The sequence below is a fragment of the Vibrio sp. R11-SG3-ISO9 genome, from assembly GCF_059834255.1.
Window position 1 is genome coordinate 58296 of record NZ_JCBDGU010000046.1, and the last position, 20521, is coordinate 78816.

The 20521-nt window shown below is 43.8% G+C and carries 17 protein-coding genes and 1 pseudogene; 11 read left to right on the forward strand and 7 right to left on the reverse strand.

Annotation, left to right across the window (positions count from 1 at the left end; all coding sequences use genetic code 11):
• The first annotated feature begins 109 nt into the window (after positions 1-109).
• Positions 110-1111 carry a gluconate operon transcriptional repressor GntR gene (gene gntR, locus AC6R05_RS16685; protein ID WP_150897256.1) on the forward strand — a complete coding sequence of 334 codons (1002 nt, stop codon included), beginning with the start codon at positions 110-112 and terminating at the stop codon, positions 1109-1111.
• Positions 1112-1206: 95 nt separating this feature from the next.
• On the opposite strand, the gene AC6R05_RS16690 is transcribed toward gntR, so the two are convergent.
• The 3 genes from AC6R05_RS16690 to AC6R05_RS16700 form a co-directional block, all read right to left on the reverse strand.
• Positions 1207-1992 carry a siderophore-interacting protein gene (locus tag AC6R05_RS16690; RefSeq protein WP_285465595.1) on the reverse strand — a complete coding sequence of 262 codons (786 nt, stop codon included), beginning with the start codon at positions 1990-1992 and terminating at the stop codon, positions 1207-1209.
• Between the two features lie 227 nt (positions 1993-2219).
• Positions 2220-3698 (reverse strand): peptide MFS transporter, encoded by a 1479-nt coding sequence (locus tag AC6R05_RS16695; RefSeq protein WP_500648061.1) that lies wholly within the window; start codon positions 3696-3698, stop codon positions 2220-2222.
• Positions 3699-4108: 410 nt separating this feature from the next.
• Positions 4109-5479 (reverse strand): L-serine ammonia-lyase, encoded by a 1371-nt coding sequence (locus AC6R05_RS16700; protein WP_500648062.1) that lies wholly within the window; start codon positions 5477-5479, stop codon positions 4109-4111.
• Positions 5480-5787: 308 nt separating this feature from the next.
• Here AC6R05_RS16700 and AC6R05_RS16705 point away from each other — a divergent pair, with 308 nt between their 5' ends.
• Complete coding sequence (locus tag AC6R05_RS16705) at positions 5788-6651, forward strand: YdcF family protein (RefSeq protein ID WP_500648063.1); 864 nt, start codon at positions 5788-5790, stop codon at positions 6649-6651.
• Between the two features lie 4 nt (positions 6652-6655).
• Here the strand turns inward: AC6R05_RS16705 and AC6R05_RS16710 are convergent, their stop codons facing one another.
• Together AC6R05_RS16710 and AC6R05_RS16715 are read right to left on the reverse strand one after the other, a co-directional pair.
• Positions 6656-7345 (reverse strand): hypothetical protein, encoded by a 690-nt coding sequence (locus tag AC6R05_RS16710; protein ID WP_500648064.1) that lies wholly within the window; start codon positions 7343-7345, stop codon positions 6656-6658.
• 227 nt (positions 7346-7572) lie between these two features.
• The gene (locus tag AC6R05_RS16715; RefSeq protein ID WP_150868675.1) at positions 7573-7827 is read right to left on the reverse strand and encodes a putative hemolysin; all 255 of its coding nucleotides are present in this window, start codon (positions 7825-7827) and stop codon (positions 7573-7575) included.
• A 239-nt stretch (positions 7828-8066) separates the two neighbouring features.
• Here AC6R05_RS16715 and AC6R05_RS16720 point away from each other — a divergent pair, with 239 nt between their 5' ends.
• The 4 genes from AC6R05_RS16720 (at position 8067) to AC6R05_RS16735 (ending at position 11234) form a co-directional block, all read left to right on the forward strand.
• Positions 8067-8999: an exopolyphosphatase gene (locus AC6R05_RS16720; RefSeq protein ID WP_446576800.1), complete on the forward strand. Its 933-nt coding sequence runs from the start codon at positions 8067-8069 to the stop codon at positions 8997-8999.
• A gap of 197 nt (positions 9000-9196) precedes the next feature.
• A complete protein-coding gene (locus AC6R05_RS16725) occupies positions 9197-9715 on the forward strand; it encodes an NUDIX hydrolase (protein ID WP_500648065.1) in 519 nt (172 codons plus the stop codon).
• Positions 9716-10038: 323 nt separating this feature from the next.
• A complete protein-coding gene (locus tag AC6R05_RS16730) occupies positions 10039-10545 on the forward strand; it encodes a DUF2059 domain-containing protein (protein ID WP_500648066.1) in 507 nt (168 codons plus the stop codon).
• A gap of 83 nt (positions 10546-10628) precedes the next feature.
• Positions 10629-11234 carry a glutathione S-transferase family protein gene (locus tag AC6R05_RS16735; protein ID WP_500648067.1) on the forward strand — a complete coding sequence of 202 codons (606 nt, stop codon included), beginning with the start codon at positions 10629-10631 and terminating at the stop codon, positions 11232-11234.
• A gap of 5 nt (positions 11235-11239) precedes the next feature.
• Here the strand turns inward: AC6R05_RS16735 and AC6R05_RS16740 are convergent.
• Positions 11240-12146: pseudogene (locus AC6R05_RS16740) on the reverse strand (LysR family transcriptional regulator).
• A 150-nt stretch (positions 12147-12296) separates the two neighbouring features.
• Between AC6R05_RS16740 and AC6R05_RS16745 the strand changes: the two are divergent.
• Both AC6R05_RS16745 and AC6R05_RS16750 read left to right on the forward strand, forming a co-directional pair.
• Complete coding sequence (locus tag AC6R05_RS16745) at positions 12297-13259, forward strand: NAD(P)H-dependent oxidoreductase (protein WP_500648068.1); 963 nt, start codon at positions 12297-12299, stop codon at positions 13257-13259.
• A 380-nt stretch (positions 13260-13639) separates the two neighbouring features.
• Positions 13640-15013, forward strand: a complete 1374-nt coding sequence (locus AC6R05_RS16750; protein WP_500648069.1) for a carbohydrate porin — start codon at positions 13640-13642, stop codon at positions 15011-15013.
• A 170-nt stretch (positions 15014-15183) separates the two neighbouring features.
• On the opposite strand, the gene AC6R05_RS16755 is transcribed toward AC6R05_RS16750, so the two are convergent.
• Entirely contained in the window at positions 15184-16170 is a 987-nt protein-coding gene (locus tag AC6R05_RS16755) for a LacI family DNA-binding transcriptional regulator (protein WP_500648070.1), read from the reverse strand.
• 233 nt (positions 16171-16403) lie between these two features.
• Between AC6R05_RS16755 and AC6R05_RS16760 the strand changes: the two genes are divergently transcribed.
• The 3 genes from AC6R05_RS16760 (at position 16404) to AC6R05_RS16770 (ending at position 20412) form a co-directional block, all read left to right on the forward strand.
• On the forward strand, positions 16404-17843 hold the full coding sequence (locus AC6R05_RS16760) for a sucrose-specific PTS transporter subunit IIBC (RefSeq protein WP_285465608.1): 1440 nt from the start codon (positions 16404-16406) through the stop codon (positions 17841-17843).
• A gap of 167 nt (positions 17844-18010) precedes the next feature.
• Positions 18011-18943, forward strand: coding sequence for a fructokinase (gene cscK, locus AC6R05_RS16765; RefSeq protein WP_500648071.1), 933 nt, complete (start codon positions 18011-18013; stop codon positions 18941-18943).
• A 23-nt stretch (positions 18944-18966) separates the two neighbouring features.
• Positions 18967-20412 carry a sucrose-6-phosphate hydrolase gene (locus AC6R05_RS16770; RefSeq protein ID WP_500648072.1) on the forward strand — a complete coding sequence of 482 codons (1446 nt, stop codon included), beginning with the start codon at positions 18967-18969 and terminating at the stop codon, positions 20410-20412.
• Positions 20413-20521 lie beyond the last annotated feature (109 nt).

A 20521-nucleotide genomic window follows, 5' to 3' on the forward strand; every position in this document is an offset into this window, starting at 1 on the left:
TTGTTTGTGGTACTACATCAACATTTCTTTAGATAAGGCTTCAAATCCTAAGTCAGTTGGATACACTGTTACCAGTAACATAATCAATAAAAATAATAACTAATTTACTATGTCAAATAAGAAAAAACGCCCTACGTTACAAGATGTTGCCAATTTAGTTGGCGTCACCAAAATGACCGTAAGTCGCTGTTTACGAGACCCTTCACAGGTTTCTGAAGCACTACGAGACAAAATCAATTCAGCGGTTGAAGAGCTGGGTTACATCCCAAACCGCGCCCCAGATATCCTCTCAAACGCAAAAAGTAATGCCATCGGTGTACTGGTTCCCTCGTTAACCAACCAAGTTTTTGCCGAGGTCATTCGTGGGATAGAACAAGTCACAGCGCCTGCGGGCTATCAAACCATGATTGCTCACTATGGCTATAGCGAGGAACTTGAAGAGCAGAGTATCGCATCACTGCTGTCTTACAATGTGGACGCGATCATCCTCTCTGAAAATGTTCATACAGAACGAGCTCGTAAGATGCTGCAAACTGCATCAATTCCAGTTATCGAGATTATGGACTCTGTGTCACCGCGTATCGAGCAAGCTGTCGGTTTTGATAACTTTGATGCTGCGAGAGAAATGACCAAAGTGATGATTACCCGAGGCCGTCAAAATATCGCGTATCTTGCGGCTCGAATGGATGAGCGTACTCGTTTAAAGATGGCGGGTTATGAGCATGCAATGGAAGAACACGCACTTACGCCACTGACGATTCAAACCGAAGATGCCTCCTCATTTACCTTAGGTGCTAAGCTGCTTGGCGAGCTGCTAGAAACGCACCCTGAGGCTAACGGCATCTTCTGTACCAATGATGACTTAGCAATCGGTGCCTTTTACGAATGTGTTCGTCGTGGTATTCAAGTGCCTGAGCAGATGGCGATCGCGGGCTTCCACGGCCATGATATTACGATGACCATGACACCGCGTTTAGCAACAGTGATAACTCCAAGGGAGCAGATAGGGAAGGTCGCTGCTGAGCAAATCGTTTCTCGCTTGCAAGGCAGAACTGATTGGACGGCTAAGCTGGACTTAGGTTACGCGATTGAGCTTGGTGAAAGTATCTAACTGCTTATTTTAATCATTAAAAAACGCCCTTTCCTTTCTCAGTTAAGGGCGTTTTTCATGTTCAGGCTGCCAGTCGCCAAATCGAAAATCGGAATTTAAGCCTCGGCTTGCGCTTTAGCGTCTTCTTGCTTTAACACTTTATGGCCATCTTCACTCACACCACGTTTCCAATAGCTGCTGATGTAGATGTTCTCTTTAGCCACTTCCTTCTCATTACGGAAGTATTGACGTAGTGCTCGCATGTTCTCGAATTCACACGCTGTCCATACTGCTGCAGTGCCTTCAAGCCAAGTGAGCTCTTGAACCTTATCGGACAGTGATGACGCCTGTTCCGATTCTATCAACCAGATGATCTCCAGCTGACTTGGTGCGTCCAATGGCTGCTTGTCTTGCTCTGAGGCGATTTGAATGACAGCGTAACCTTTTGCATCACGCGGTAGGCTTTTCACTTTTGCAGAAAGAGCAGGCAGTGAAGTCATATCAGCGGCCAAGAAAAACCAATCAGCGTCTTTATTTAAGCCTTGAATAAGACCCGGGCCACCAATAGTGATGGTTTCACCTTCTTGTACGTTCATCGCCCAACGAGCTGCGAAGCCACACTGTAGGTCAACGGTGTTGTGGCGAACAAAGTCGACTTCAATTGAAGGCACGTCTGGGTTGAACTCGCGAATCGTGTAAGTTCGCATGGTTGGGCGTTTGCCCTGCTCAAGAGTCGTCAAATCTGTTCCACCCAACTCATTAAACATCAACTTGATGTAACCACCTTCACAATCATTAGGAAAGCGACTTAGACCGTCACCACTAAGGGTGATGCGCTGCATGTTTGGTGTGATGGTTTTGGTACTTGTAACAGTAACTTGGATAGGACTTGGCTTACTCATAATGGACTCTCTTTCTCTATAAGCTAACTATCATAGTAGCCTTCATTAAATGACTCAATAGTAATGGTTATCATTTACATGAATTTACGTCATGCACTTTTAGCATAAACTTATTTGCAGGAGAAAGGCGTGAGTAATAAGGGGAAATAAAAAACGCCCTAATCAGGTATTAGGGCGTTAGTGGCGTAATTACATAAAGTAATTACTGTGCAGGCTGGTGAGTGGAATTAGCTATTTGCTTCTTCTAACTCAACCGCTTGCTCTGCATTTTTAGCTGCGTCTAGCATCTTACGAATAACAAACGACGCCGCCATTGCGATAGCAACCATCACAACTGCTAGTACTGTTAGAAGCTGGAAGTAGTCACCGTAAACCGTTTGAACGATCTCTTGAGTGATCTCTTGGCCTTTCTCTAACGCGATTGACGTAGAGAATACGGCACCAACGATACCAGATAGGGCGATAGCAACAGAGAATAGACTTACAGAGAAGTTTTCGATGTGCTTAGGTGCTACAGATAGGATGAAGGCAACAACCATAGAACCTACGATAACTTCTGCAATTGCTTGGAAGAAGTGAATCGCTAGGAAAATCTCTGGGCGGATAATTACGTCTTCACCAACTGTTGTTACAGCGAATGTAAGGATACCAAATGCAATCGCTGTTAGTACGAAAGCCAGTGCTACTTTAGTTGCCGTAGATAGGTGAATATCGCGCTTTTCTAGCATACCGAAGAAACCAGCAACGATAGGGCCACCAACCATACACCATAGAGGGTTCATCGCCATTGCTGCTTCAGGCTCAAGTGGAATGAAACCGAATAGAGAACCTTTAAGCGTATTGATCGCAACCATGTTCATCGAAGTCATCATCTGACCGTAGTACACGAAGAAACATGTGGTTAAGAACGTGATGATTAGGATAGTACCCATCTTCAGAGACTCTGCCTTGCTCGCTTTGAACATCAGGGAAACGAAGTAAAGGATAGCTGCGCCGCCGATTGCGTAAACGATGTTTTGGCCAACGTCCATGTTAGAGAACATGAAGAATACAAGACCGATCATCGCAATTGAAAGTGCACCAAACATTGCCCAGTTTTTTGCTGGAACTGGTTTTTGGTCTAACTCTGCACCAACTTCAACAAGGCCTTTACGACTCATGATAAGCATACCAAGTGCAGCTGCAGCCATAATGCCCGAGATAGCGAAACCACCGTGGAAGCCAATAACCAGCACGATCATTGGGAATAGGTATTGACCTAAGAAAGCACCCACGTTGTTGATTGAGTAGTTGATTGGGTAGCCTTTCTCAAAGTCTTCTTGAGAGTTGAACGTACGCTTGTATAGGCTTGGGTAAGATGGTGACATCAAACCACGACCGTAACTTGCTAGTGCGATACCGCACATAGAAAGAGGAACGTTGGTTGCCGATGCGCCTAAAACTAAAAGAGCGTAACCAGACGCGAATGCTAAGAAACTGATGGTAAGAGAGCGGTAAGCACCAAGGAATTTATCGGCAATGAAGCCACCAGCGATAGCAAATAGAGGACCGATCGCGGAAAAGGCACCCACGATCATCATAGTATCTGCTTCGTTGTAGTTTAGGTCTTCAAGGAAGAAACGGGTTAAGCTAACGAGTACGCCATAGAATGATAATCCAAACATCATTTGGCAGAACATCATTGATTTGTTTAATCTATTCCACATTATTTTCTTCTCACATTTATATTTAGATATAGTGTAATCACCTAATTATAATATCATTACTAGCAAGACATAAACTGAAACATTTGTCTCATTAGAGCTTTAACTCGCCGTACCTTTTCTTATGTTGGCATTGATATTTTTCATGAATGAAAATTGCAAGGTAAGATTGCGCAGGGCGATGTCTCACTACTTGAAATTGGTTTCAATCTAACTCCCCAGTTAATAAAGGGAATTTGGTCAAGGATTAACCGTATGCATTTCACAAAGAGTGGTAGTGATTTATAAAAAGGCGTTTCCAAGTGAACAAAAAGCCAGCGCGGAGGCTGGCTTTGTTTTAAATTTGGAAACTTAGTTTACCGTTGTGAGGTGTCGCTTCAATTCAAGTTAATGAGGCTGACCATCAAAGTTATTTATTCACACGGTGGCGCCATATGAATCACAGCTAGGCCACCCAAAGACGTTTCGCGATACTTTTTGTTCATGTCTTTACCCGTTTGGTACATGGTTTCGATCACCTTGTCCAAAGAGATTAAACACTTGCTGGTACGCTTCAATGCCATTCGAGAGGCGTTGATAGCTTTCATTGCACCCATTGCATTACGTTCAATACAGGGTACTTGTACTAAGCCACCAATTGGGTCGCAGGTCATGCCTAGCGAGTGCTCCATGGCGATTTCAGCTGCAATACAGATTTGCTCATTGCTACCACCACGCAGTGCAGTAAGGCCTGCAGCCGCCATTGAGGAAGAAACACCGACTTCACCTTGGCAGCCTACTTCAGCGCCAGAAATGGAAGCGTTGGTCTTGTATAAGATGCCAATCGCACCAGATACCGCAAGGAAGTCCTTAAGCTGTTTAGTATCGAGCTCTTTGATAAAGCGGTGGTAGTACATCAGAACGGCTGGAATAACGCCTGCAGCTCCGTTTGTTGGTGAGGTAACCACTTGGCCACCAGCGGCGTTCTCTTCGCTTACTGCGAAAGCAAACAGGTTAATCCAATCCATGATCTCCATCGGATCGTTTTCAATCGCGGCATTGGCTTCCAGCTTTTTCAATAGGGCAGGAGCACGTCGAGTTACCTCAAGACCACCGTCAAGAATCCCCTCAGTTTCAAAGCCACGCTCCATACAGAGTGACATCACTTTCCAAATCTGCTCTGTGCGCTGGTTGATCACTTCCATGTCTTGGAATGAGGTTTCGTTACGCAACACCAAACCGCCTAGGCTAAGACCGTTTTGGTCGGCCAGTGCAAGTAATTCATCTGCAGAGCTAAAGGGAAATTCAACCTGGATTTCTTGCTCTTGCTTTCCGTTTTGGAGTTCGTCTTCTGTGGCAATGAAGCCGCCACCAATCGAGTAATAGGTTTCCATATCGAGCAGTGTGCCCTCTGCGTTAAATGCAGAGATGGTCATGCCATTTTCATGTAGGGGTAGGTTGGTGGTGTGAAACAGCATATCGGTCTCAACGTCGAAATGAACGTTATGGTGACCACTAACGGCAAGGCTCTTATCTTCAATGGCTTTTTGCATCGCTTGATTGGCACTGCTGATTTTAATCGTGTCAGGCTTATTACCCAGTAGACCCAAAATCGTAGCGCGGTCGGTGTGGTGCCCTTTACCTGTTAGGGAAAGAGAACCATAAAGGTCAATTTGCACTCTCGCCACTTCTTCCAGTTTAGAGGCGATTTTTTGAGTAAACTGAAACCCTGCGATCATTGGTCCATTGGTATGCGAGCTGGATGGACCAACGCCAATCTTATAGATATCAAAAATAGACAGCATAATAACTTCCTGTGAAGGGTTCGCTTCGTGCGAACTCTGATGTAACTGTTTTTACATACCTCGCTTCTTATGAGCATAGTGTATGAATGATATTGTTATGTTTTATACTCATGGGCATTTGTTCCATGTATCAGGGAAAAGGTGAGAATTTCCTCTTCTCACTGCTACACGGTTTACTACCTATAAAGTTGCCATCAATAGAGAGCGTTATTGCGAGCAACTCATGAGAATTTAAAAATACTTTTGTTAACAACTATTGTATACATAATTCACTCTATCTAATTGCGAAAACGAGACTTGTACATTAAATGAGCATTAAAAACCTTGTAGTTGTTCTGGGTAAACGGCTAAATAAGAATGAATTGACTGCAGAAGGAAAGGGTAGAGTTGAAGCTGCCATCGATTATCTGGTAAGTCGCTCAAATGATGAAGTAGCGATCGCGTTTTGTGGTGGTGTAACACCGGGACAAACTCTGTCTGAAGCCGAAGTGATGTATGAGTACTTCTTGCAACTCGAAAGTCAGCTTGAATCACCTTTGAGCATTCAAGCGAGGTTATTAGAGAAAAAATCAACCAATACGATAGAGAACATCCACAATTTAGCGTTGGAACTTATCGAAAGTGGTCTGTTCGAGAATGGTCAGCAATTGAATGTGATATTTGTGTCCAATGATTACCACTTGCAGCGCATTTTTGAAATCCAATCATTAATGGATGCGCAAGGGCTGCTTAAGGTGCTTGAAGAGCGTTGTGGGCAATTGGGTGTGTCTCTGAATATTGAGCGAGATATCGATCAGCATGTTGTGGTGCCTTATCCACATACGACCGTACAAGGTCAGCTCTTTCTATTGACTGACAGTCTAACGACTTACCGAGTTTACCTCGAAGGCACAGTAACAGGACGTTTTGTAGGGCAAGAACAGCAGACTCGTAAAGTACCTGCTCAGTTAGGGCTAGAAGCGATCGACAAGGCGATACAACTCTCAGAGAGCGGTCAGTTTAGTTTGCTAGATTCGCTGTTGCCTCTTTTACACAACTGTATCGAAGATACTCCTGTAGGAACGGATAAAGAAAAAGTCAGGGAGTATCTCGCATTGCTGGATACCAACCTGACTTTACTTAACCGTTATCTCGATCCAGAACAAGAGCTGGATACTCGCTGGTGGCGCTAATCGATTATGACGATTGCTTTGTCTTGTTTCTGAAACCGTTGACAGTTTTAACGCTAGCAAAGGCAATCAAACAGTAAGCCAATAGCTCCGTGCCTTCCTCAGCGATGATTTTAACTTCACGCACATAATCAGCGCCCATAATGTTGTGCCAAAAGCTACCCATGCCAAACAGACGGGAAAAAACAAGCAGTAGCATCACGCCAGTAATTAATAGGTTCATGTGTGGCGAGGCTAGGATATACGCAATTTGATCAAGCGTTTGTTTGCCATTTTTGATGGCGTAAAAAATAGCGCTACCGGCAACCAAGATTGCTGGATAGACCCAGGCCCCGTGAGTAATCATATCAAACCAAAAGTCCAATTCGCGTATCAACATCACGGCAAAGAACGCGCTCATTAACAAGGCGGCATGCTTAACTTGGCTGGTGTGTTTCGCCATATATAAGAATGACAGTGAAGAGGTCAATAGTAGTAACTGTTCTAGGACTTCAGTGACAGACAGTTCACTCAACTCACCACCGATTAAGACGTAATCAATACGTAGCGCTAGGTTGACGATGATACCGATGGCAAGAACGATAAGCGCGGTTTGGCAGCGCTTGAAAATCACTTGAGACGTCGATTGAGAGATATTGAATTCAGGGATCTCTAGAGACATCGAGCTTTGGTCGCTGTTTTTGGTTTGGCTTTTCATAATGAACTATCTGTAAATAAATGTAACACAGAGCACATTTTATAGGTCGCAAGAGCGCCAATGTCAGAGGAATGTCAGGAATAAAACACTGTTCATTTGCGGTGCGTACTGTAAAAGCAAAGGCTTACAGTAAAAATAAAACGGATCTGTTTATAAGGTAGTCTTTATTTATCAATAAGATAAGAGGGAGTGTTCAAGTGGCACCCTGGCCACTTGAGATAGAGATGTTAGCTTTCAGTCTTTTGTTCGTGGTTTTGGCGATAATATTCCCATTGCTCAACACGGTCGCCGTTTTCAAAGACACAGTAGGTCGTGCGCTGCTCATTTTCTGTCACGGTGTCAAGCTCTGCTCCCTGTTGAACACAGTACACGGCAGCAGGGTTAGCCACTGAAACTCGTTCTGACTCACTGTATTGGTCGTACTCGCTCGCACAACCCCCTAAAACCAAAGTGAACATTGCCATCAAGCCAATTGTTTTCATGCTATCTCCTTAGCAAGGTTAGGAAGCTCTTTTAATGAGTATATTTTAGAATCAGGAAAAATCCGTGATTATTTAAGCAACAGGTTGAATTAGTATGATAATCCGACAGATTTAGAGCTATTTTGAGTGTTGGATCAAGCTTACTTATATTGCTTGCATATGGGTTAAGTGAATGGCTTGATTATAGATATTCTGTGCGGTTATCTTAGCTTAATATGTTTGATGACAAAGGAATGAAAATGTCAGACCAAAAATACCGACTCGTTACCCGTAGTGACTTTGATGGCCTTGTGTGTGCCGTACTTTTAAAGCAACAAGACCTCATTGATGACATCAAATTTGTTCATCCAAAAGATATGCAAGACGGCATCATTGAGATCACTGAGAACGATATTGTCACCAACTTGCCTTACGTTCCTTCGTCATATCTGACTTTTGACCACCATCTTTCTGAAACCATTCGTAATACGGGTGAGCGTACTAACCATATTATCGACCCTGATGCGCCTTCAGCAGCGCGTGTAGTTTGGGATCATTATGGTGGTCTTGCGACCTTCCCTGAAGAGTGGCAAGAGATGATGGAAGCGGTTGATAAAGGCGATTCAGCACAGTTCAACAAAGATGAAGTGTTAGATGCGCAAGGTTGGAACTTACTCAACTTCCTGATGGACGCGCGTACTGGTCTCGGTCGTTTCCGTGAGTTTCGAATTTCCAACTACGCCTTGATGATGGACCTGATTGATTACTGTAAGAACCATACTATTGATCAGATCCTCGAACTGCCTGACGTGAAAGAGCGTATCGACCTCTATCGTGAGCACGAGCAGATGTTTAAGGAACAAGTGACCCGTTGTGCACAGGTCCATCAAAATCTAGTGTTCCTAGACCTTACTGACGAAGAAACTATTTACGCGGGTAACCGTTTTATGATTTATGCGCTGTTCCCAGAGTGCAATATCTCGATTCATAAGATGTGGGGTTTCCAGAAGCAGAATATTGTATTTGCGACTGGTAAATCTATCTTCGATCGCAGTTCTAAAACCAATGTAGGTGAATTGATGTTGCAATACGGTGGCGGCGGTCATATCGCAGCTGGTACTTGCCAGATTGCGATTGATGAAGCGGCTCAGGTTCAACAAGCTCTGATTGAAGTGATTACTGCAGACGGTTAAGTCTATTTGAAAGCAGTACGCTGATAGTGAAAGCCTTACATGAGACTCGAAAAGGGCAAACATGTAAGGTTTTTTTCGTTTGAGAGACGTTAATGTGTATAAGCTTTGGTACTGTTAAGCATTGAATCATATGCTTGAATTCAATCTATTGGTGATTGTGATATGATGCCGCCAAATTTTGCAGAGCTATAACGACAATGAGACACCTAAAAACAACGATTCACCCTGACATTGAGCACTTAGATAACCAAACTGTGTACAAGCGCAACGCCGCTCGTGCAATTGTGTTGGATGGTGAGAATATTCTGATGTTATATACAGAGCGTTACCACGACTACACCATTCCTGGGGGCGGCTTAGATGAAGGTGAGGACGTTATTGCGGGTATGGTTCGTGAGCTGCAAGAAGAGACAGGGGCTCAGAATATCCATGGCATTAAGCCATTTGGTATTTTTGAAGAGTTTCGTCCTTGGTATAAAGATGATGCCGATATCATGCACATGATCTCCTACTGCTACACCTGTAAAATTGATAGCGAATTGGGTGAAACAGCTTACGAAGATTACGAAGTTAAGAACGGAATGAAGCCGGTGTGGATCAACATCCATGACGCTATCGCTCATAACGAAAAAACCATGGCAGAAAGCCCTAAGAAAGGCATGAGCATTGAGCGCGAAACCTTTCTATTGCATTTGGTTGCTAAAGAGATGCTGTAATTCACAAGCTTACTTGGGGTAGCAGTATCAGTGCTGCCCCACACATTACTACCTTTTTTATTGTGTCCCAACCCTTCTTATTGTCTTCCAGTCTATCTCCTGAACTCCTCCAATCTCTGTTCTCTTACTCCTCATGTCGCATATTTGTAATGTTTAGCGATATTTGCTCGATTTTATAACGCCAAATGATATAAGTTCTCAATATTGCCTTTTATGTCAATGAATTAAGTGATGATCATCCGGTAACAATGGGATGTTTTTGTCAAAAAATTTTGGTTTGTACCGTTAGGGTTATGCGTTATTGCATATTGAGAGAGAATAAAATGAAAAAAGTCGTTATTGCGTTAATGTTGTTATTGCCTTTGCATTTATCAGCGAGTGATCTTTCCAAGGCAGAAAAAGTGAATGCGTTAGTTGAGGTTATGAATTTAGATGAGATGCTAGATTCGATGAACATCCAGATAAATAATATGATCGGTAGTATGCATACACAATTGGAGGTTTCCGAGTCTGAACGTCCTCTCTTTGAAGAATATCATCAAGAGGTGCTTGCGATTATGCAAGCTGAGTTGAGCTGGGAGCAGTTTGAACCGATGATAGTCAACATCTACAACAAACATTTTTCTGAAGAAGAGATCACCGCAATGTTAGAGTTTTATCGTTCAGAAACGGGTCAAAGTATCCTAAGCAAAATGCCTGTTGTGATGCAAGAGTCGATGGTAACAAGTCAAGCATTAGCACAGCGAGTGATGCCAAAAATTCAAGCGCTTACGGAAGAGTTTCACAAAAACCTGAAAGAGCACCGCAAGCAAGAAAAGCAGACTCAATAATAACTTCTGCATTGAATTGATCGCCAAGAGAGTGAAACTTTTGGTAGGTATCGTAACTACGCCGGAAATAGCTAGGAGGTCATATGGATTTGGTTCTCTACAGTGCCGCTGGGTCGAACAGCTCTGAACGAGTGGAGTGGGCACTGAACTACAAAGGTATTTCATACAATAGGGTAGAAGTGACCTCACAAGAGTTACAAACGAGCTACTTAGCGATCAATCCGTTTGGATATGTGCCTTCACTTTCTGTCGATGGGGTGATGCTCTCCGAATCAATGGCCATTATCGAGTACATAGAAGAGGCCTTTGACGGTCGTACTTTGTTGGGAAACGAGCCTTTGGTTAGAGCCTGCGTGCGTTGGGTGTGTGAGCTCGTTAACTCGACCATACACTCTCCACAAAATCGCACGGTGTTGCGTTTCTTGAGGCCCGAACTTGAGGAAGATTCGAAACGAGCACTGCGCGGAGAATGGATTACTCGAAGTCTTGATAAGCTGAGACCGTCGATCTGCTTAGACTCAAGGTTTGCGATTGGCCGTCAATTCACACTGGCAGATATTTTCATTGCTTCTATCTATAAAAAGGCGCTACAACACGGCTCTGCGCCTATCTCTTTTTATGACTCTCATTTGAGTAATTTGAGAAGTATCGAACGCATTGCAAACGCGGAGCCAACAAGGCTCGATTAAGTGGCCTATTGGGTGATCTTTTCATACAAGAAGTCGATCAATACGCGTACTCGGCGGGCTTTTTGTGTGTTTCTATGGAAATAGAGATAGAGTCCTGCGGTATCTCCCCAATGCTCTTCCAAGACAGGAATTAACTCGCCTGACTTGAACAGTGGCTCAACCATTGGTGAGATAATACGCCCAATCCCCAATCCCCAATCCTTTTTTGGCAGCGTCAACCATGAGGTCAGTGTCGTTCACGGTAAGAGCTGTCGGGATTTTCACATGGACAGTATTACCATTGTCTATCATGGGTAAGGGCGCCACTTTCTTTGAAGTAATAAAGCGATACTGGATTTGTCTATGCTGCGACAGCTCACTGATGCTCTTCGGCATTCCGAAAGCAGCGATATAAGCTGGGGAAGCGAACACGGCTTCTTTAAAGTTTGGAGTCAGTGGTTTGGCGATCATACCTTCTTCGACCTTGTCACCAAAACGAATTCCCAGATCCATACCCTCTTTGAGGATATCGACCGTTCCATCAAAGATAGAGATTTCCAACTGTATTTCAGGAAAGCGCTGGCAAAATTCCGCGTATATTGGCTCAAGTAAGTACTGATAGACGAATCTGGGAACGGTGATTGAGACACGACCTGATGGTGTTCGACTTAGATCCGCAACGCTTTCGACAGCAAACGAGAGATCGCTGATGGCATCCAAAGTTCTTTCATAAAGTGCATGGCCTGCCTCTGTGAGTTCGACACGACGCGTGGTACGGGTGAATAGTGGCAGCCCTAACTCACTCTCAAGAGACTTGAGCGCTTGGCTAACCGAGGGGGGAGCAACTTCTAACTGCCTTGCTGCGCCAGAGATTGAACCCTCTCGCGCAATCGCATGAAACATAAGTAGTTGATTATACGTTGTTCCCTTCATTAGTTGCCTCCTACATTCATATCAAATCTATTCTATTTTAGTTATTTGTTAGTTTCTACCTAATAGTTAATTAAACATTAAGCCTCTAAAAATAAATAATGACGACACGTATGATTTGCTCATCCACCAATGACGATGAAGAAAATGAATATGAGCAAAACAGTTGTTATTTCGGGTCACCCGAATTTAGAAGAGTCATACACGAACACAGTTATCCTCGATGCTTTGCAAAATGGCTTGGATGACGTGTCTGTACGTCGTTTAGATACGCTTTATCCGGACTATAAGATCGATGTAGAAGCTGAACAGCAAGCGCTTATTGAAGCGGATGTGATCGTCCTTCAGTTTCCATTCTACTGGTACTCTGTGCCAGCTCTGATGAAAAAGTGGCTGGACGATGTTATGGCGTTTAACTTTGCCTACGGCCCTGAAGGTGACAAGTTAAAAGGTAAAGAGTTTTTCTTATCTTTCACTGTTGGTGGTCCGTCAGAGTCTTATGATCCATTGGGTTATAACCATTTCACTATCGAGCAGCTCGTGTTTCCTCTGCAGCAAACAGCGTACCTTGCTGGAGTGAAATACAATAAACCAGTGTATACTCACCGAATGGTTTACATTCCAAATGTATACAATGAGTTAGAAGAGGTACAAGCGCGAGCGAATGACCACGCAGAGCGACTGATTGCCTCAATTCGCCAAGTAACAGAGTCTGACGAAGATCGCCTGCAACACTTCGTGGCAGAGTGGTTTGGTCAATTTGATCAACTCCCAGAGCAAAGCGATTACTTCTTGGAGCATCTTAGTGAAAAAGTTGAGATGACGATGCCGGAAGGTAAGTTTATCGGTCACTCAGGGTTCGAAGATTGGTACGCGATAGCTCGCGCAACATTCAAACCAAATTGTGATCACGATGTAGAGCAGCTTGCGATTAAGAAGGTAGAACAGGGCCATCAGTTGGATTTACGTATCCGACTAAAGGCAGATACGTACTCAAACTCGTTATTAAAAGGTGAGTCATTAGAGCTTTCGGTCAATGAAAAATGGCAGTTGTCTCTAGATGATCAAGGCAAGGTAACGATTCATGAGTACTTGGTGACGCCTCTAGTAAGTTAAACCCCTATCAATGTTCAATGAAGCAAATGGGCTGTAACGGCCTATTTGTTTCATTATCTGACATCACCCAGCGTATCAACGAAGGCAAATCTTCTTCGTTTTTGTCGAATTTCTGTGCCATGGTTTGTGTGCGCTTGCTACCAATCACATTTCCCTTTCTTATCTTTATCGTGATGCGCATAACAGAATTTAATAAATTCGGTAACGTTCCCGAAATTTATCGATATTATCCATCCCAAGGTCACAAGCCAGATGTTTTTCTAAGTATGAATATGCATCAAAATATCGGCTTATCATCTGTTTTCTATTCTTAAATCGCCTATAAATTTTATTGGGAACGTTTGCAAGGATTCTTAATATCATTACGTGGGACAAAGGACATGAAACGACATAATTTAGCAATGGCTGTAGCAATGAGTTTGGTAGCTTTACCAGCAATGGCATCAACAGAGGTCTCTGAATTAGAAAAGCGAATCAACGAGTTAGAGAAAAGAATCGAACAAACTGAACAGGTCGCAGTGACAGCCGATGAGAAGGCATCGACATTTGAGTTTCACGGCTATGCACGATCAGGGTTATTAATTAATGATGATTTAAATGGCGCGACAGGTACAGGGCCATACATGACAGCAGCGGGAGCTATTGGTGCACCAATAGGTCGTTTGGGAGTTGAGGACGACCACTACGTAGAAGCGAACTTGATTCATAAGCGCTTTGCAGAGGATGGTTCAAGTGCGCTGTTTAGAATCATGCTTGCAGACAGCACTGAAACAAACAATGAATGGACGGCCAGTGAAAGCCAATTGAACGTACGACAGGTTTATTCAGAATTGAATAACTTAGCGATGTTCTCAGACTCAGAGGCATTTTCTGAGGCAACGTTCTGGGCGGGTAAGCGATTTGATAGAGACAACTTTGATATCCACTTCTTTGACTCTGATATCGTATTCTTGTCGGGTACTGGTGCGGGTGTTTACGATGTTCAACTAAATGAAAGTTGGAAGGCTAACTTCTCGATTTACGGTCGCGACTTTGGGGAAATTGATAGCTCATCAACTGATGTTGAAAACTACATTGCGACGATGAACAACCGCATTGGGCAGTGGCAATTTATGTTGAGTGCGATGACGTCAGCAGACAACAGTGATCGTACTGATGGCGCCGCTGATCACGGTGAGCACGCGATGCTCGCTTTCCACGCAGAGAGTTTCTACGGAATGAACGAAGGCTTCTCAAAAACTGGCTTCATTGTTGGTAGTGGTTTGGGCGCTGAGTTGAAAGGCATAGGGTCGAACGGTGATCTGCTGGATGACGCGAAAGCAGTACGTTTATTCAGCTATGGTGTCACACGCTTTGCTGATAATTGGCGTGTTGCTCCAGCGTTTATGGCTGAACGCAGTCAAGATCGCCTAGAGAAGAATGATGAATATACATGGGCGTCACTCAATGTTCGATTAGCTCAAGAGTTCAATGAAAACTTTGAAATGGTGTATGAGGGTTCTTACCAATATATGGACCTTGATAACTCTGTCGAACAAGCAAGTGGTGGGTTTTATAAAGCGACCGTTGCTCCGACTCTGAAGCTTTCAACAAGTACCGGCTTCTTTGATCGTCCTGAACTACGTTTTGCTGTGAGCTATGTAGATTGGAGCGATGAGCTGAATGGTTATGCAATCAGCCAAGAACCGGATGCATCTACGATGGGTGACGGCGGAGAGGTTCTGTTCGCGCTTCAGATGGAAACTTGGTTCTAACATTAACTTTTAATTACTTAAGGTACAGTTAGTTACTAAGAAAAAGTTAGTTACTAAGATAATATTAATCACTAAGACAAAAATGCCAACCGCAGAGGTTGGCATTTTTATTGAGTCCTTATTGAGAATGAGAACGGAAGGATAGCCCTTTCCTGCCTTTGTTGAAGCGATTAGCAAGACTGCCTGTCAATGTTTTGAAAGGTGAGTACCATCTTACTCATCTCAAACCCCTTATTTGCAATTCGATCTAACAGCAATTTTGCACCATTTTCTCCCGCCTTATCAAACGCATAGTTGAACGTTGATAGGGTAGGGGTACAGACTGAAGCGAGTTCATCGTCACCAACACCAAGTACGAAAATATCTTTCCCAGGCTCAAGTTTGGCTTCTTGAATGGCTCTCATGGCACCAATCGCAATACGGTCTGTCGCACAGAATAGGCCGTCTAATTTCGGGAACTTCTTGAGGTGTTCTTTTGCCAGTTCGTAACCCGACTCAATCGTAAAATCGCCTCGAGCATGGAATTTTAATTCGAGTTCATGGTGTTTGAGGGCATCTTCAAAGCCTTGAGACCTCTGCTTATCAACGGCGATGTCGTCGCCTTGAACGCCAATAAAGCCAAGTGTATGACATCCTTTACTAACCAGACGATTTCCAGCTTCAAAGCCAACACGAGTATCGTCATGAATGATGCTAGGTATGTTGAACATCGAACCATCTTGACCGACCAACACCACTGGAACAGCAGAGCTTTGAATTGCCTTTACGAGCGTTTTGTCTAGGTGGGTGGCGTAGAGAATAATCCCTTCCACTCGCTTCTGATTAAAGATATGGATGTATTCCAACTCTTTTTGATGCGCTTGATGGGTACTGGCTAACAATACGTGCTTGCCTGCCTGCTCAAGCACTGCCGTTAAGCCGTCAACGCCTTGTGACGTAGCGTGAGAGGAGACGCGTGGGACAATCACACCAACAAGGTTTGTTTTACGAGATTTAAGGTCCTTTGCGACTTGATTAGGAACATAGCCACACTCTTCTACGGCCTTGCGAACCTTGATCTTAGTGGCCTCTTTGACGCCATATTCATCATTAATAACACGTGAAACTGTCGACTTTGAGACGCCAGCTAGAAGTGCAACATCATGCAAACTTGCCATTCACACTATCCATTCATTTATTTTTGGGATTGTTTGCAAAGAGATGAGACTCGTTGCTTAAGTTAATGGGAATTTTAACCCTGTCGGAATCATTTAGGGAGATAATTTAAAGATCTTTCTCACACTCTTGAGCAGATATCTTTGAACATTTGTTAGTAATCAGCAAAAATTCTTTTTGCAAACGTTCCCGAAAATTTCGAAAGGCTCAAATTAATAATCCAATGGGGTATGAAATGAATTATCCAGCAGTAGCCAAAGAGCTGTTAACTCTATTAGGTGGCAAGAGCAATATTACCGCTCTCGCACACTGTGCAACGCGCTTGCGCCTTGCCGTAGCCGATGAATCAAAAATTGACGAGCAAGCTATCGATAATCTTGATGGGGTCAAAGGTCAGTTCAAAGTAGCGGGTCAATACCAAATCATTTTCGGTTCGGGAATCGTTAACCAAGTTTACGCTGAGCTGGCGAAGTTAACTGGCATGAGTGAGATGTCGACCAATGACGTCGCATCTGCAGGTGCCAACAAACAGAATATTGTGCAAAGAGCGGTAAAGGGACTCTCTGACATTTTCGTTCCGATTATCCCAGCAATTGTTGCTGGTGGTTTGTTGATGGGTATTTATAACTTATTGACTGCACAAGGTTTGTTTATTGATGGCCAATCTCTAATTGACGCCAATCCAGGGTTAACTGACCTTGCGAATATGATCAATACCTTCGCTAATGCTCCTTTTGTTTACTTACCTATTTTATTAGCGTTCTCGGCAAGCAAGAAGTTTGGCGGTAATCCATATCTAGGTGCAGCATTAGGTATGCTGATGGTTCACCCAGAACTGCTTAATGGATGGGGCTTCGGCGGCGCTGCTGTTTCAGGCAATATTCCTGTTTGGAACATCATGGGTTTTGAAATCCAGAAGGTTGGCTATCAAGGCTCAGTACTTCCAGTTCTTGTGTCAGCGTTTATTCTGGCTAAGGTCGAGCTTGGTCTACGTAAAGTGATTCCGTCAGTACTGGATAACCTTTTAACACCGCTATTGGCCATTTTTATCACGGGTCTACTGACGTTCACCGTTGTTGGTCCGTTTACACGTGATATCGGCTTCCTACTAGGTGATGGCCTAAACTGGCTTTACAACTCTGCTGGCTTTGTTGGTGGTGCGGTATTTGGCTTTATTTATGCACCGTTTGTTATTACCGGTATGCATCACAGCTTTATCGCAATTGAAACACAGCTGCTTGCTGATATTGCAATCACTGGCGGTACATTTATCTTCCCAATTGCAGCAATGTCTAACGTATCTCAAGGTGCTGCAGCACTTGCAGTTGGCGTCATGAGCAAAGACAAAAAGATGAAAGGGATTGCGATTCCATCTGGTGTCACCGGCCTACTAGGTATTACCGAACCTGCTATGTTCGGTGTAAACCTAAAACTGCGTTACCCGTTCATCGCCGCTGTGTGTGCAGCAGCTCTATCGAGTGCCTTTATTACAATGTTCAATGTGAAAGCGCAGGCACTAGGTGCAGCGGGCTTACCGGGTATTATCTCAATTTCTCCTGAGCATATTGGTTACTACATTGTTGGTATGATCATCGCGTTTATTACGGCGTTTGCACTGACTGTTGTTCTTGGTATGCGTGAACAGGTAAAGCAAAACCGTAAGGCAACCGCTTAGATTTTGAACTCCTTAAGGGTGGGGTTCCCCCAATTCCACTTCTTTTCCTAAATTGTTGGGGCGCTAGCCAAGAATATTATCTTGGCTAGCCTTTTTGTTTTTTCATTGATATAGGCAACGAGACATCGCCGCTTATTTATCAATATGTTTTGTTTAAGGTAAGTATGATGAATCAAGTATGGGTAACAGGTGATGCTGTTGTTGACTTAATTCCCGACTCGGACTCGACGCTATTGAAATGCCCGGGTGGTGCGCCTGCTAATGTGGCGGTTGCCGTTTCTCGTCTCTCGGGCAAAAGTGCTTTCTTTGGGCGAATCGGAGATGATCCGTTTGGTCGTTTTATGAAGACGACACTGACCAAAGAAAATGTAAATGCCGATTTTCTGGTTCAAGATCCAACACACAGAACATCAACGGTAGTGGTTGACTTGGATGATGATGGTGAGCGCAGCTTTACCTTTATGGTTAAGCCAAGTGCCGATCAGTTTATGGTCAACGATGATATTCCAAGCTTTCAACAAGGTGATTGGTTACATGTCTGCTCTATTTCTCTGGCTAATGAACCAAGCAGAAGCAGTACATTTGAAGCAATTGATAGAATCAAATGCGTCGGTGGCTATGTGAGTTTCGACCCAAACTTGCGCGAAGAGGTATGGGCGAATCCGTCTGAAATAAAAAGTACTGTAATGAAAGCTGTGGCACTGGCTGATGTCGTCAAGTTCTCTGAAGAGGAATTAGTGCTTTTGACTGGTTCTCAATCGGTTGAACAAGGTCTAAATGCTATCGCTGATTTTGACAACACGCTCATTTTGGTTACGCAAGGTGCCAAGGGAGTGTGGCGAATCTTTGAAGGTTCAGGAAAGCGAGTAACAGGTCAAGTCGTACAGCCAGTTGATACGACTGGTGCTGGTGACGCCTTCGTCGGTGGCCTGCTCGCAAGACTTTCTCAACAGCAACATTGGGATAATCTCGCCACGATCGATAAAGCGATCGAGTGGGCAAATGGCTGCGGTGCACTTGCAACAACGCAAAAAGGTGCCATGACTGCACTCCCTACCCAAGAAGAACTTATTCAGTTCATCCACTGCGCGCAGTCGTAATCAACGAGACTAGAGAACAATGCATGAATGCAAATAGTAATTGGACTGTGGAACAAAGGTATCGCCGTTTAGAACAGATTACATCGCAAGAAGTGGCTGAAATGGAGAGAGCTCGCGTTACGGATTCTGGTTTTCCTAGTTATCACATAGCCCCAAAATTTGGCTTACTGAACGATCCAAATGGCCTTTGTTATTTCAACGGCGAACACCACATCTTTTATCAATGGACTCCAGTTGGCCCTGTTCATGGCATGAAATATTGGTACCACGTATCAACCAAAGATTTTGTCCATTTTACCGATCACGGAGTAGGTCTAGAGCCTGGTGATGATTACGACTCACACGGTGTCTATTCGGGCGGGGCGCTTGTCGATAACGAGCAAGCCTTGCTTTTCTTCACAGGTAACAAACGCGATGAAGATTGGATCCGAGAGCCTACGCAGTGTTTCGCAACTATGACGGCAGAAGGTACGATCGCGAAGCAGGGCGTGATTATTGAAAATGACCACTACACTGAGCATTTTCGAGACCCTAAGGTATGGAAAAAGGATGACCAGTACTTCATGGTCGTGGGCGCTCAAACTCCAGCTGAACGTGGTTCAATGGTGCTTTATCAAAGTCCAGATTTAAAGACTTGGCAACATAAAGGGCCGATAAAAACTCGTTACCAAGACTTCGGTTACATGTGGGAATGTCCTGATTTTTTTGAAATTGATGGCAAGTCAATCATGCTGTTTTCTCCACAAGGTGTGTCATCCAGCAATGCTTACGATTTTAAAAATATTTACTCGGTCGCCTACATTGTTGGTGACAGATTGAACCTTGAGTCAATGGAACTTGAAGGACACCAAGATATCATTCAACCTGACTATGGCTTTGATTTCTATGCACCTCAGACCTATTTAGATGAACAAGGTCGCCGTATTTTGATTGCTTGGATTGGGTTACCTGACATTGATACACCATCGGTTAAGAATCAGTGGGCAGGTATGCTGTCATTACCACGTGAACTACGCTTGGAAGGGGGCTACTTAATTCAATCCCCTCTGACTGAACTCGATGAGTTGAAAGGGGAGGGAGAAGTCTTCTCTGGAGCACATGTATTGAATCAAACAAGCTTTATGCTTCGTTTGGAACTCGACACTGATGAGTTTGCTTTAGAGTTAAGAAATGAGCGTGGCGACAAGGTAACCTTTAGTGCTGACGAAAATGAATTTACTCTCGATCGAAGCCAAATGTCTCAGAACTATGCTCAAGAATTTGGAGATGTGAGAAAAGCACCGAGGTTGAGCAAAAGGCAGGTGATTGACGTCTATGTTGATAATTCGGTGATGGAGATTTTCATCAATGGCGGTAGACATACTATGACCAGTCGTTTCTTCTTTGATGATCTACAGTTGGTCTCTGAGCAAGGTATAGCGCGAGCTTGTTACTATTCAATGCAACCTGTGACCGGATTGTTCGATTAGAAAAATACTGACTAAAGCCTTCATCATCAACTCATATAATCGCATTGATAATGACCTTCAAGCCATCGTGTCTGAAGGTCATTTCTGTTCTATGACATTAAATAGAGCG